Annotated in this window: 13 protein-coding genes and 1 tRNA gene; 2 read left to right on the top strand and 12 right to left on the bottom strand. The window is 58.8% G+C overall.

The features are described 5' to 3' along the window. Positions 1–42: 42 nt before the first annotated feature. The 10 genes from ACO06F_RS05310 to ACO06F_RS05265 form a co-directional block, all read right to left on the bottom strand. The gene (locus tag ACO06F_RS05310; protein ID WP_421695645.1) at positions 43–1,020 is read right to left on the bottom strand and encodes an ABC transporter permease; all 978 of its coding nucleotides are present in this window, start codon (positions 1,018–1,020) and stop codon (positions 43–45) included. Between the two features lie 7 nt (positions 1,021–1,027). Beyond that, positions 1,028–1,825 (bottom strand): ATP-binding cassette domain-containing protein, encoded by a 798-nt coding sequence (locus tag ACO06F_RS05305; RefSeq protein WP_421695644.1) that lies wholly within the window; start codon positions 1,823–1,825, stop codon positions 1,028–1,030. A gap of 35 nt (positions 1,826–1,860) precedes the next feature. Beyond that, on the bottom strand, positions 1,861–2,931 hold the full coding sequence (locus tag ACO06F_RS05300; protein WP_421695643.1) for a Gfo/Idh/MocA family protein: 1,071 nt from the start codon (positions 2,929–2,931) through the stop codon (positions 1,861–1,863). 17 nt (positions 2,932–2,948) lie between these two features. After that, entirely contained in the window at positions 2,949–3,920 is a 972-nt protein-coding gene (locus ACO06F_RS05295) for a Gfo/Idh/MocA family oxidoreductase (RefSeq protein WP_421695642.1), read from the bottom strand. A 206-nt stretch (positions 3,921–4,126) separates the two neighbouring features. After that, positions 4,127–5,824 carry an extracellular solute-binding protein gene (locus ACO06F_RS05290; RefSeq protein WP_421695641.1) on the bottom strand — a complete coding sequence of 566 codons (1,698 nt, stop codon included), beginning with the start codon at positions 5,822–5,824 and terminating at the stop codon, positions 4,127–4,129. A gap of 121 nt (positions 5,825–5,945) precedes the next feature. Beyond that, positions 5,946–6,158, bottom strand: coding sequence for a hypothetical protein (locus ACO06F_RS05285; protein ID WP_421695640.1), 213 nt, complete (start codon positions 6,156–6,158; stop codon positions 5,946–5,948). An 897-nt stretch (positions 6,159–7,055) separates the two neighbouring features. After that, entirely contained in the window at positions 7,056–8,144 is a 1,089-nt protein-coding gene (locus tag ACO06F_RS05280; protein ID WP_421695639.1) for an amino acid ABC transporter ATP-binding protein, read from the bottom strand. Next, complete coding sequence (locus ACO06F_RS05275) at positions 8,141–9,664, bottom strand: ABC transporter permease subunit (RefSeq protein WP_421695638.1); 1,524 nt, start codon at positions 9,662–9,664, stop codon at positions 8,141–8,143. The genes ACO06F_RS05280 and ACO06F_RS05275 overlap by 4 nt, the downstream gene beginning before the upstream one ends. 275 nt (positions 9,665–9,939) lie before the next feature. After that, positions 9,940–10,332, bottom strand: coding sequence for a hypothetical protein (locus ACO06F_RS05270; RefSeq protein ID WP_421695637.1), 393 nt, complete (start codon positions 10,330–10,332; stop codon positions 9,940–9,942). A gap of 49 nt (positions 10,333–10,381) precedes the next feature. Next, positions 10,382–10,687, bottom strand: a complete 306-nt coding sequence (locus ACO06F_RS05265; protein WP_421695636.1) for a hypothetical protein — start codon at positions 10,685–10,687, stop codon at positions 10,382–10,384. A gap of 336 nt (positions 10,688–11,023) precedes the next feature. On the opposite strand from ACO06F_RS05265, the gene ACO06F_RS05260 reads away from it, so the two are divergent. Continuing rightward, positions 11,024–11,977: a homocysteine S-methyltransferase family protein gene (locus ACO06F_RS05260; RefSeq protein ID WP_421695635.1), complete on the top strand. Its 954-nt coding sequence runs from the start codon at positions 11,024–11,026 to the stop codon at positions 11,975–11,977. A gap of 162 nt (positions 11,978–12,139) precedes the next feature. Here the strand turns inward: ACO06F_RS05260 and ACO06F_RS05255 are convergent, their stop codons facing one another. Then, positions 12,140–12,649, bottom strand: a complete 510-nt coding sequence (locus ACO06F_RS05255; RefSeq protein WP_421696627.1) for a sacsin N-terminal ATP-binding-like domain-containing protein — start codon at positions 12,647–12,649, stop codon at positions 12,140–12,142. Positions 12,650–12,700: 51 nt separating this feature from the next. Here ACO06F_RS05255 and ACO06F_RS05250 point away from each other — a divergent pair, with 51 nt between their 5' ends. Beyond that, positions 12,701–13,678 (top strand): recombinase family protein, encoded by a 978-nt coding sequence (locus ACO06F_RS05250; protein WP_421695634.1) that lies wholly within the window; start codon positions 12,701–12,703, stop codon positions 13,676–13,678. Between the two features lie 221 nt (positions 13,679–13,899). On the opposite strand, the gene ACO06F_RS05245 is transcribed toward ACO06F_RS05250, so the two are convergent. Then, positions 13,900–13,975, bottom strand: a tRNA-Val gene (locus tag ACO06F_RS05245). Positions 13,976–14,005: the final 30 nt, after the last annotated feature.

Genomic DNA, 14,005 nt, shown 5'->3' with positions numbered 1-14,005 from the left:
TCCGCAGTGGCCAAGAGACCAATCGCACTGCAGTTGATGCGGTTAGCTTCGTACGGCCGCTCGTCGGCGCAGTACGTCTATGTAGACGGCAATGATGATGACGATGCCAATCAGTATCATTTGCCAGAAGGCGCTGACATTGTTGATGTTGAGGCCGTTTCGCAGCAACCCCATCAGCAGCACTCCGCCCAGCACTCCCAGCACGTTGCCCCTTCCTCCGAAGAAGGACGCACCTCCGATGATGACCGCGGCGATTGCATCGAGCTCGATGCCAATTCCCGCATTCGGAAAACCGCTGTTGGTTCGGCCAGCCAGCAGGAGGCCAGCGAGGCCTGCAAAGAAACCGCACATCATGTAGACGACTACTAACATCCGGCTGACATTGATACCGGACACCTTAGCCGCCTGAGGATTGCCCCCGATCGCGTAGATGTGACGTCCGGCTGAGGTATGGCTCAGGAACCACCACAGGGCCAGTGCGGCGGCTGCTACAACCAGCAGGCTGACGGGAAGACCGGCAGGCGGTGAAAATATGCCAAGGGTCCAGTATTCCGTGCCCAGATACCGAACGGGCGCCTGAAGCCCCGACACCGGCGCTCCGTCGGTTATCAAATAGGTCAGGCCACGAGCGATGTTCAGCGTTCCCAAGGTCATGATGAACGGGTGGGGAAGATTGAGCCAAGTCAGCCCCATCCCGTTGATCCAGCCCGCGCAGAGCCCGATTGCCGGTCCTATGAAGAGACACAACCAGGAGGGAATGCCCGCGTGATCGCCCAAGGCAATGCAGACCATTGAGAGCCCCATCACAGAGCCGACCGAAAGATCGATACCCCCAGTGAGAATCACAACGAACATCCCGAGCGCCAACAGAGCCAGCGACGCATTCTGCTTCAGAATATTTGAAAGGTTCTCTGGTGTCAGAAACACCGCCGGCTTGATGAACGCAAGAGCAACCATCATCAACAGCACCACGAAGAGGATCCCATAGGTCTCGAGGATCCGCGAATACTTCTGATTCACGGGCATCTTATCTCACCCGGTCATGAGCGAGTTGTTCGGAGTGGCCCTTGGTACCCATGATCCACCCGATGACTTCGTTGCGGTTCGTTTGAGAGATGGACGCCTCGGCAAAATTCGTTCCCTGGTACAAAGCCATGACTCTGTCGCAGCAGTAGAAGATGTCGTCCATGCGATGGGAAATGATGATTACGGCGACGCCGTGTTCCTTGAGCGAGCGGATCAAGTCTAGGACCTTGCCCACTTCCTTGATCGCCAGCGCGGCCGTTGGCTCGTCCATGATGACGAGCTTTGCATCGAAGGCTGTTGCGCGGGCTATTGCGACTGCTTGCCGCTGCCCACCTGACAGGTCTTCTGTGTTCTGATCGATCGACTTCACATGAATCCGGAGCCGGTCGAGGTGCCGCTTCGCCATCGTCCTTGCCTGGGCGTGGTCCACCAGCGTCAGACCGGCAATCTTTCGGCCTGGCTCACGTCCAAGAACGATGTTCTCATAGATTGGCAGATTGCCGGCGAGCGCAAAGTCTTGGTAGACCATCTCGATGCCCAAGAGCCTTGCGTCTTTGGGGCTGTTGAAATGGACGGACTTTCCCTCGAAATGCAGCTCGCCCTCACTGGGCTGGTAAAGTCCGGATAGGATCTTCATGAGCGTCGACTTGCCTGCTCCGTTGTCGCCCACAACCCCGAGAACCTCGCCTGCATTAACATGGAAGTTCACACCATGGAGCGCAGTGATTGCTCCGAAATACTTGGCGATTTTCCGGGCCTCCAGTAGAGGCACAGGGCCATGCGGTATGTGCTTTGTCATCGTAGTCGTACTCCAAACTCGCAGCGCTCCATCACTCAGGCGATCAGCAGCCGGGGGGCTACCGGGCGCCGTTGTTCCATGTCGCTGGTAGGGTGCCGCGGCCGCGCAGACGACTTGATGGAGACCGGCTTGCCAGTTCGGGCCGCCTCTTCCACAGCGAAGAGAACCCGCATGTCTGCCAGCCCCTCTTCGCCATCGGGCTCCGGAGGCGTGTGTGACGTGATGCAATCGGAGAAGTAGGCCATGTGCCCACCGAGGTGATCGACCTGGGGGAATGTAATCTTGATCGACTCGCCATTGCGGCGAAGCCGCAGCGTGGTCGGCGTATCGTGCCTGAAGCCAGGTCCCAGTTCCAGGTTACCCGTGCTCCCAACGACGCGATAGGCATCAACTGACGATACACCGAAGCTCGCAACAAACTGGGCTAATCCACCTGAAGGAAAGCGCAACGTCGCCGCAATAGTTGCATCCACCTCCTTGAAGCGATCATCATCGGTTGGTCGATAGGATATTGCCGTTGCTTCGATCGGCTCTTCAGAGAATATGTGCCTTGCGGCGTTGATACAGTAGACCCCAACATCCTGAAGTGGCCCGCCCCAGTGTTCCGCGACCAGCCTGTGATTGTCGGGTTGTGCCTGAAAGCTAAAGATGCTCTGAAATACGAGCGGCTTTCCGATCTCTCCGGAACGGATACGATCCAAAACCGCCAACGTGCCCGGCTCATTGTGCAGCCGATAAGCGGTCATGAGATAGACGCCGCCATCCTTTGCGGCAGCAATCATGGCTTCTGCTTCCGTCTCAGTGTTGGCCAGGGGTTTTTCGACGATGACGTGCTTTCCAGCACGCGCTGCGCGAATGGCGTACTCGGCGTGCAAGGAGTTGGGCAGCGCGACGTAGACCGCATCAATACGATCACTCTGGAGGAGGCTGTCGTATTCGTCGTATGATACGGCGAGCGGTATGTCGTACATCCGGGCGAGCGCCGCAGATTTCTTGGAGTTGCCAGATACGATAGCTTCGACCCGGGAATTCCCCGACTGGGCCACTCCTGGAAGAAAGGCCTCCTGGGTGATCCAACCCGCCCCAACAACGGCATATTTAATCATGTCCATTCCTCGGAAAGTCAGATCCTGTAGAGCTCGGGAGTGGCACCAAAGTCGAGATTGATGGTCGACTTCGAAGGTAGCGCCTCTGCGATTTTTGCCGCGATGCTGGAGGCAATGTAGCCATCCCACGCGCTCGCGCCACACGGTACACTCGAGTATAGTGAGTTAATCCAGGCCTGCATCTGACGTCGATAGGCGACAGCAAATCTCGGCACCCAATTTTGGGCCCAAGAGTGACCATGCCGCCCTTGGGTGTTTTCAGTCGTCAGGGCCGGGGCCGTCATCGCCACCGTGCCGAACCGTCCCACGAGTTCTGCGTGAACATGGTACCCGTACGCAGCGTTCATGAAGATCTCGGTGGAGACAATCTCCTCCCGGTCTGTCCACATCGTGATCAAGAGCGGATCACCGCCCTTAGAGGACACGGCAGTGGTGGCGATCATTTCGGAGCCGAGAAGCCACCGGCTGATGTCGATCTCGTGTACAAAGGAGTTCGTGACCGACATCGACCCGGTGAACCACTCCGGAGCTCGCGCATTGCGGTGCACATTGTGAAGGATGACCGGGGATCCGATCGTGCCGGCAATTCTCGTGGCTCGCATTTCCTCATAGGTTGGGTCGAATCGGCGCATATACCCGACTTGGATTAAGCGCCTACCAAGCTTCAACTCGGCCTCAATTACGCTCCGGGCCTCAGCCTGATCCCCCGCGATTGGTTTTTCGCAAAGCACATGCTTACCCGCCCTCAGGCACTCGAGGACCAGGCCCGCGTGGGTCGAGTCGGGTGATGCAATGACCACAGCCTCTATTTCGGGTGAACGGATGAGATCAACGGCATCAGCGTAAACCCGGACGCCGGGTGCGGCAGCTCGCCCAATGTCGAGGTCATAGACCCCGCCGAGATGCGCCCCGCGCACCTCGTTCTGGAGTATGCGAGCGTGTTCCGCTCCCATGACCCCCAGCCCGACCACACCCACGGAAATGGTCATATGATATGCGTCTCCTCCCTAGAGCTATCAACCTGCCGTCACAACCTGAGGCAGCTTTCCTTGTTCTTGCCGTCCATCATCTCGGACAACCGCGTAGACAAGAAGCGGGCCTATGTTCAAAATGAACAGAGAGGCAGAACTCAGGGATTTTCGAGTGGCTGACGAGCGTAACGATTCGTACAGGCGCGACGCTTCCACTCGGGGGATCACGAATGGCTCTTGAGAGTGTTCAACAGTGGCATCACCTGGTTTTCGATCCGGACCAGTACATCTCTCCTGCTGGCCCCGCCCCAAATTGCATCATGGATGTGGTGACCCACGATACGCATCATCGACGACATGAAGGGAATCGGCGGTCGCGGCCAAGTCTGGAGCTGGCCTAGCCGCTCCATCGACGCCATTGCCTCCATGGCGGGAAGCAAGTTGGGCACCTGCGGATCAGCGGCGACGCTATGCATGAACTTGGCCGGGCTACCATTCAGGATAAGGCTTTTCGTCACCTGCGGAGACACCAGCCATTCGAGCGCCCGCCAGGCATTCCGCTTGCGCTGCGGCGCTATGTTTGATGGGATCGCAAGTACGAACCCCCCCATGGTCGAGACGCCTGTCGCCCTCCCCAACCCTGGATGAAGCAAGTAGCGGGTGTTCCCACTCGCTGGTGAATTCAGATCTCCCTCGATCTCAGCAGTGTGCGTCGACCACGAATAGCACATCGCGACCTCGCCCTTGCGGTAGCTCTCGATGCGCGCCCTCCAGTCCATCTCGGAAATATTGGGCGCCGAGAGAGTGGAGAGCCTGCAGAGGTAGTCCAGCGCAGCATGCCCTGCGTCGTTATTAAAGGTCGGTCTCAGGTCCTCCCAAGGTGTGTCGTTGTCATAGCCAATTCCGTACTTACGGAGGTTCACGGGCGGCGAGCCAAAGGCCCCCATGACCTGGAGAAATGTTTGTCCCATCGGCCAGCCCTTCGCGGCGTTCCACGCGACTCCGTAGCGTCCCTCTTCCGGACGATGAAGCGCCTGTGCTGCCAATATGACCTGGTCAGCGGTGTCAGGCGGGGTCAGTCGGTGCTCTTCGAAGATGTCCTTCCGATAGAGAAACAACTCGGCTGTCGGGGCAAACGGAACCCCCAATTGCCGCCCCATGCATCGTCCCAACTCCCACGCTGCGGCATAGAAATCGAACATATTCAGGGAGCTCTGCTTGAGGAACTCATCGAGTGATTCAAAGGAGTTCGTAAGTGACAGCTCGCCGAGCCAGGGTACGTCCAGCGCTACCAGATCGGCGGACGACAATTCCTCATGGCTGTTCTGGATGACAAGTTGATTGAGGGACTCATAGTCCAGAATCTCGATCTCTAGCTCTGTGTCGAGACAAGCAGACATTTCACCTGACATTCGCTGGAGTGTGAGGAATGTCGGCTCGTCTGCGAGCAAAAGTCGCAGAGGGCCATCCTGGTTCAAAGGAGGCACCAGGTTCTGTGGCGCGCCAATGATCTTTGCCGCGAGATGAGCTCCTCCAAAGACGAAATTGTCTCCTTCTGTGCGGCTCAATCCGAAAGCCCCACCTATGTGCCGCTTCAGAGCAATGCAGTGGTTTTGAAAGTTGAAGAGCAGCTTTTCGGTCGGCTCGATGTAGACGAGTCTCGGATGAGCTGGATCGTCCGCACGCCTCAAGAGGTCGAGAGAAATCATTCGGTCGATGTGACGCAAGGATGTCGTATAGGATGCGCCTGAGGCATCAGCCAGAGAAGAAATCGTAATGCGTTGATTAGAGTAGTATCGACGCAGTAGCGCGATCGTCATCATCCAAACAGGGTCTGGCGTTTCAACGCCGAGAGCGGTCATGCCCGCGGATCGAGAGTTTTCGAGGAATTTGAGTATCGCCAGAATTTCTGAGCGTGTCATGATGAGCGCAATCTGCCTTGCTGGCTTCTGGGCTTTGTTAGACGCTCTCCGCTACAGCCGACCGCAGTTCGCATGGCTCGCCAGCCACCTTGCGCGCGAAGGTTGGGTCCGGGAACTATGCTCAACGTCTTGATTTAACCGCGGCGTTGACGCAAGCAACGTTCTTCGCAAGGCGGTCCTCCATTGACTGCTGTCCCTCCCTGGCGCCGCAGTGCCAGTTGCCGAACCACTTGTCTAAGGGGATGAGGCCGTCCCAGCCGTTATTCACCTCGAAGAATTTATGATGCAGATAGTGGATATAGGCGTGGGTATCGAGCGTGGCGCCCCCAGTCATGAGCTTGTCGAAGCCAATGTGCCCATTCGGTGCTCCAAATCTCGCCAAGCTGAGCCGCAGCAACCTCACCAGCGGATAGGACGGGACGATCAGCTGTCACAGTAAGCCGTTCGTGACTCGGCCGCAAGCGTGACACGCACGGCGAGGCTATCCCCCAAGGGGACGCATCGACACGGCGTGTGTGGATGCGGAGATCGTTAGACTGAAGGGCCTATCGTCGGCGCGGGCAGAGGATGGATCGGATGATCTCGCCGACGTGTTTGGCGCCGACGCGCTGCCGGAATTGATCCCTTCGATCGTGTCCAGCTTACCGAAACGATCTGCGTCTGCCGCAATAGTGGAACAAAAATCTTCGCGCGCCTCAAGCTTGCGGTCGGAAGTCATTCACACCCTGGCGGAATGTGCAGAACCCTCCCGATGATCTGGAGCGAGGCGAACGCCTGACTTGCCAACACTCTCTGGCGCCAGCGCGTGGATGCACCTGTGGCACACTATCAGTTTGGAAAGAGTCGATCGTGAATGAATTATTCTGTCCATTCTAAATCGTTCAAACTTCTAAACTATCTACCTCGTGAACAGTTGAGTTAAGCCTCTGCACCTATTCACCAGGAAAGATATTGTTCCGCTAAAACGCAGACAAAACAATTCAAACTGCGCATTGGTGCCGCTTCCCAAGGCCGACCGCAAAAGAGTGCGACCCTTTGTGGGAGGGATTTCGCCTGAAGTACACCCCGCGCCTCGATTTTGATTTCGTGGCCACCGACAAGACCGGGGCCGCCTTCAATTCCGCCAAGAGACTCCTGGACTCCCGCTTGGCGGGAGACGAAGGGGCCCCAACGCAGTTGGGGGAGGCGAGGGGAACCGAGCGACGGCCGGTCGGCCGCTCCTGTCCCACTCTTACGCCGTCTTCAGCAGCAGTGTCAGCGCCGCTTGCTTGTCATCGGCCGTGAAGCTCACATTCCGCGCCAGCGAGCGCACGATACGGGCTTCCAATTCGCCATCAGCACTGGCGTCCAGAACGTCAGGGTAATCCGGCCCGCCGGTGAAACTCGCGGTCACGTCGCCGTTTCTCTCGGAGTGCGATATCTTCACCACGAGGCCGCCGGCGCCGATGTGCGGGCGGGACAATTCCAGCACCTCCTCCACCGCCAGAAGCAGATTGTGCCGCGCGGTGAAGAACAGTAGGTGCTTGTCGCAGAACATCTCTATCTGTGAATGGATGGCGTAGAGGTCGAAATCCGCCGACCGGATGTGGTGCTCGTAGCTCCGGAGCCTATTGACGAAGGCGATGGTGCGGGGCTTCTGCGGACTGTCGAAAATCTGCTCGGGCGTTCCTTCCTCGTAGATAACGCCCTCGTCCATGTAGAAGACGCGGTTGGAAACATCGCGCGCGAACTCCATTTCGTGGGTGACGATGGCCATCGTCATGCCGTCCTTGGCCAGCCGGCGAATGACCGACAGCACCTCTCCCACCATGGTGGGGTCCAAGGCCGAGGTCGGCTCGTCGAACAGGATGATCTCGGGCTTCATGGCGAGGCAGCGCGCGATCGCCACGCGCTGGCGCTGCCCTCCCGAAAGCTGGTCCGGAAAGTGGTGCCGCTTCTCGGCCAGCCCCACGAGTCGGAGGAGTTCCGTCGCCTCCTCCTCGGCAACGGCGCGCGGCGTTCCCTTGAGGTGAATGGGCGCCAGCGTGAGATTGTCCAGCGCGCTCAGGTGGGCAAACAGGTTGAAGGACTGGAACACCATGTTCATTTTCTGGCGGATCGCCGGCACGTCGGCGTTGCGCGCCAGCGTGTTGATGCCATCGATCGTCACCTTGCCGCCCGTCGGCTTGTCCAGCAGGTTCAGGCAGCGCAGGAAGGTGCTTTTGCCAGTGCCCGATGGCCCGATGATCGAGACCACTTCGCCGGCGCGGATCTCGGCGTTGACGCCGTCCAGCACGGTGTGCGTGCCGAACGTCTTGGTGAGGCCTTCGACGCGGATCATGTTGCGGATACCTTTCGCGTTTTGCGGCGCGGGTCAGTGCGGTGCTCGGCCCAGTCCATCAGCACAATGAGCATGTAGGACATGAGGAAATAGAGAACGGCCACGAGCACCAGTGGGAAGAATGCATCGAAGGTGCGGGCCCGGATGATGTCGCTCGCCTTCGTCAGGTCAAGGACCGCGATGTAGCCGACGATAGACGTCATCTTCACGATGGATATGACCTCGCCCTTGTAGACGGGGAGGATGCGCCGCACCATCTGCGGCAGGATCACCAGGCGGAATGTTTTCTTCCGGCTGAAGCCCATTGCGAGGCCGGCCTCAGTCTGCCCGGTCTCGATGCCCTCGATGCCGGTGCGGAAGATCTCCGCCGCATAGGCCGCAAAGTTGAGCCCGAAGGCGACGACGGCCACCAGCACCGGGCTGATGTTCACCGATGCGAAGACCACGTAGAAGATCAGCATCAGCAGCACCACGACGGGAATGCCGCGCAGCACGGAAATGAAGATCCTCGCCGGCACCTGGAGCAGGGGAGAGCGCGCCATCCGCATGAAGCACACGACGCCCCCGAGTGCGGTGCCGAACAGGGTGGAAAGCACCGAGATGATGAAGGTGACCTTCAGCCCCTCCCACAAGAGCAAGTAGCGGTTCTCCGCCAGAATGTTGCTCTCGATACTCTCCTTCAAGCCATCCCAGAAACCGGGTTCCGCCGCTGCGGGGCCAACACCCGCCGCCCAGTTGCGCACCATCATCACCTGTGAGTTGGCATAGTAGGGTTGGGTGAAATCCACGAACTTGCGGCGCTGGTCGGTGGCCGTCATGCCGGTCACGATCATGTCGATCTTTCCGGACTGAAGTGCAGGAATGAGTGCCAGGAACTTCATGTCGTGGAACTCGACGGGCCGGTTCAGGCGCTGGGCGATGAGGCGCGCCAGGTCTCCGTCATGACCGGAGACGCGGCCGTTCTCATCGACGAAGCTGAAGGGCTCGCGCGTGGCGCTGACGCCGACGCGCAGCGGCGCGCCCGTGTCGGGAAGCGGAACGTCGATCTGCTCATAGGGGCCGGGGCCGGTCTTGAACCAGCGCCGGCTCATCGACTGGAAGGCGCCTTCGGCCTTGAGGTCCGAGATGACCTTGTCCACCGCTGTCAGCAGTTCGGTGTTGCCCTTGTGAACGGCGATTGCCGTATCCTCAATGCTCAGCCTTTCATCGAGAAGGCGGAGGTCCGGGTTCCGGCGCACGAGCAGCAGCGAGGTCGAGTAGGCGGTGATGATCGCATCGAGCTGCCCCGATTTCAGCGCCCCGAAGGCATCGGCGACATTGTCGAAGCTCTGGATATGCGCTTGTGGAAACTGCTGCGTGGCGATTGCCTCGCTGGTCGAGCCCGTCATCACGCCGATGCGGGCGTGCTGCGCGTCCGCCGACTTCTCGATGACGAGAACATCCGTTTGCTTGCAACCCGAGAGGGCGACAAGGCCGAGCGTCACCGCGAAGAGCACGGCCAAGGATTTCAGTCTGTTCATCGGGTTCCCGTCACGGCTAGCTGCGCCGCGGCAGCATTATGGAGGAAGTCGTGATCGGCAAAGGCCAATCAGCGGCAATTCACAATCCATGCTTCCTTTGATGGATTTTATGACCAGGATGAAACCGGGGATTATCCTTTTCTCCGGTATTCACGTTCCGCGCCGATGCGTCGCGCTCTACGTCATCCTCACATGCGCGTGGAGGCGCCGCTTCCGAAGAGTCGGCGGGGGGAGGGGAGGCTCGTTGCGGGAAGGAGCATGATGTGTGCCGCTGCCTAGATGATCGAGCACACCAGCAGCACGTCGGATAGGAGGTGTGGCGCAGCACCATCGCCTGCGTGTGTCGCCGCAAGGAGGCCGGTGATCGCCAACACCATCGCGGGCAGGCGGCCGAGGAGCACGATCTCGCGGTATGGCAGGCTTATCAGCACGCGGCGCCCCGCGCCCGTTCTCGAAGTTCCGTCCGCAACCGCGCTCCCTGCGCGTCTCCATTTCGAATCCGCAAACATGGTGACGGTTAGCCAAACTGCGAACCAGAGGATCATCGTCTCAATGACGCCGGTCACGCTGAGGTTGGTCAACAGCTCGTGGCTGAGCTGCGTAGCCGCAAAAACATAAAACGAGGTCGAAGAGGAGTTCTTCGTATGTGACGAGAGCGTGATGACCATCGCGCAGGCGCAGCAGTGGGTGCGGGGCAGAAGTCATGGGCCGTCGCTACTACCTTATGCGGCGCATATTCACGACGCGGCCATTGCTCGACCGAACAGTGATCTCAAAGCGACGACCTCCACGCCAAGCGCGATAGACGAAGTAACGTCCACGGCAGTCGATGCGGCGGATGTCACGGAAGCCGCGATTGCGCAGAAGGCGTTCACCCTGCACACAGGTGATACCCCGGCCGTTGTTGAGGCTGCTACCAACACTTATGTTGATGGTCGCAGCGTCCACCGGTACCGGCAAGGCGGCGGGCGTCAGCAGCAAGCCAATGGCAATTGCAAGCGAGGCGGCGATGCGACGAATCATGGGGCCTTCCAGCATCGGAATTGTGTTCTGAACAATAGCACAGGCCTGCTGCGGACGCTAAGTGCAAGCGGTCCTCGGTCATGTTATACGTCAAAAGTGCACGGCCCGATGGCAGGCCATGAAGGCGAATGCACCATACTCGGACAGAGGAAATTGCTTTTATTTCAAAGGTTTCAATAGCGACATACCGCATGACCATGTGGATCATGGCTGCCCGTACCGCTAGGGCGTGACCTCGTAGACGAGCATGATTTGGCGCGGTAGGTTTTCGATGTCAATGGAGATGAGTTCGACAACCACTTGGGGCCGCGGGTTACTTTGGGGGAGAGCAAAGTGGTGCAAGCAAAACGTCCGGATCTGGCCGGCAAACTGATGACGACCGGTGGTGGCTTCGAGACATGGATGCAGTATGTCGATGGCTTCAAGCTTCGGCATTTTTGTGGATTCGAGTTGCTGAACGACGCCAGGGGGCTGTCCTGCATGCGGGACTATCACCGCAAGATTGTCGAGGCTGCAGTTGCAAACGGATTTGGTGTGATCAATGAGGGTCTGCATTATCGAGCCAGCCGGGAATGGGGTGAACTCACGGGCTATTCAAGGGAAGCGCTGGAAGAGATAAATATCCGCGGAGTTGAGTTTTATCGGGATTTTGTCCGGGAGTATGCCAGTCCGGAGACGCCGATGTTGATCGGCGGGGCGATCGGCCCGCGGGGTGATGCCTATAATGTCGGTCGCACTCCCGATGTGGCGGAGGCCGAGGACTATCATTCAGAGCAGATACAGACGTTTTGCAAGGCCGGGGTTGATCATGTCACGGCGATGACCTTTTCGAGTGTGGAAGAGACGATCGGTCTGGCCAGGGCCGCGAAGTCTGCCAATATGCCTTTGGTCGTGTCCTTCATCGCCGCGAACCAGGGGAGGCTTCACGGAGGCGAGACGCTTCAAGAGGCGATCGAGTGCGTTGACACGGCCACCGACAATGTGCCGGAATACTACATGGTCAACTGCACCCACCCGACCGAACTTGAACCCGGCCTCACATCGGGCGACTGGACAACGCGGCTTGGCGGCTTCATGCCGAATGCTGTTGCAATGGAGACGTTGGATCTTTGCAAGCTCGGCCACCTCGAAGACGGCGATCCCAAGGAACTGGGTGCCCAGATGGCAAGATTGGCCCTTAGGTTTCCCCACATCAATGTGTGGGGCGGGTGTTGTGGGACCGATGGACGCCACATAGGCGAAATCACAAGACAGGTCGGCAACGCCCGCAGGACGTCACCTCGTCCATGAATCAGTTTGTGGCGTAATGCTGCGAACATGCTTTCAAAATGCGCCCGCTTTCTGCTTTCTGAGGATGAGGCAAAAGGAATCATCGCCGGCATGAAGAAGAACGTGGGCGGCAGTTGGTACGCTACAGCGCGGGCGCAAGGCGTATCCGAGCGAGAATGCGAGTTAATATCCGGCGCGTTTGTCTATGATGGGTTTGACCTTCCCCTGCCGCAGGAAGCTGCCTAAAAGCCGCAGCGGTTCAATCCTCAAATCCGGTTTCAGGCGCAGGACGATCATGGTGTCGGCCGCGGGATCGTAGAAGCCGGGCAGCGGTCCTTCCGCTGGCACGACTTGGACCGAAAGCTGATTCCCGGAAAAATGATACGGCGCCGAATGGACCGCGAGTTCATCCGCGATGCGCTTGAGCGTCTTCAGGCCAATGCCAAACCGCCCGTGCTGATCGGTTCTGTTAGTCTTGGTCGTCACGAATGGCAGCGCCATGCCCAGCACGTGCTGGCAGGCAACCGGCTGACCATTATGCACGATTAATAGCTCGCGGGTGGCATCCGTGTCGCGGAAGGCGAAGCGCACTTCCGAGGCGTGTAGATCATCCGCGTTTTGGATCACTTCCGTCAGCCCCTGAAATGGCTCGACGTTCAAATCCTCGGCAGCGGCGGCCGCGCCGCGCATCATCTTTTTCAAGGCATCAGGCGAGGATGCCTAACCTACTATCAGGGGATGTGGATGGGGGGTGTTGTGCCGCTCGGATACCAGGCCCGCGACAAGAAATTGGTGATTGTGCCGGATGCAGCCGAGATGGTCCGGATGATCTACTCCCGCTATCTTGAGCTGGGGTCGGTTAGAAAGTTGAAGGAGGAACTCGATGACCGGGCGGCAGCGGAGCTCGGGAGCGAGACCGATGCCCACCTTCGCTCATTTTCGCGTGGCCATCTATACTGGCTCCTCTCCAATCCGATCTATGCCGGCGACATCCGGCACAAGGAACGGATCGTCCGCGGTCAACATGAGGCGATCATCTACCGTGACCTTTGGCAGGCCGTGCAGCAGAAACTGAAGACACAGGCATCAAAGAGAGCCTCGGCGACAAACCATGCGTCCGGCAGCCTGCTTGCAGGTATCCTATTTGACGAGACCGGTGATCGCCTAATCCCGTCCCAGGCAATCAAGGATGGCAGGAGATACCGGTATTACGTTTCTCAGCGACTGATGCAGGCGCGGAGGAAGAGTTCCTCCGGCTGGCGGATCCCCGCACATGAACTGGATATGGCAGTCCTTTCGTCGCTGCGAGACACTCTGGAAGATCAGTCTTGGCTCTACCAGCTTCCAAGCTTGGCGACTGCTGGCATCGGACTGATGAAGGAGGTGCAGGACAATGCAAAGCGATTGGTGCGGATGCTGTCTGCTCCATCACCGGACGCGCGCGCCGAACTCATCAACTTGATTACCCGAATAGACATCGTCCCCAGCGGGATACGGATCGCATTGTCATCGCTTGGTTTGGAACTGGCGCTCGGCATCGGAGAGGTGGACGGGAAAGGAGAGGACCGACCATTCTACCGAGCGGGCAGTGGTCACGTCAGGAAGGCAAGCGGCAGGATGCGGCTGATCTCGCCATCGTCGACACGCAAGCTCATCCGCCTCAAGCCACTGCCACCGGGCTGGGCAGATCAGCGGCATGCCCTGGGGTTCGATCAGCTCTGATACGGGCTCGTCGCGAGGCCACTCGTAATCACGATTTCGGTACTGATCCGCGGAGACGGCAACGAAAACCGCCCACTGAGACGGGCCCGGATTTTGCCCGCAGAAGAACCGGAAAGCAGCGTCTCCGACCCTTAGAGACGATGCGGGTTATTGCCCAAGCGGCGGAAATGTCCCGGTTATTCCGGGTGTACTCTCAGACGGCATTCTGGGGAGGGCCTGGATGGTGGGCGATACTGGACTCGAACCAGTGACCCCTGCGATGTGAACACAGTGCTCTACCAACTGAGCTAATCGCCCGTGCCGTGGGGTGGGCTGCGTATAGGCGGA

The sequence above is a fragment of the Aestuariivirga sp. genome (assembly GCF_965227715.1).
In the GTDB taxonomy this organism is placed as follows: domain Bacteria; phylum Pseudomonadota; class Alphaproteobacteria; order Rhizobiales; family Aestuariivirgaceae; genus Aestuariivirga.
This window is presented reverse-complemented; position numbering and strand designations above follow the sequence as displayed.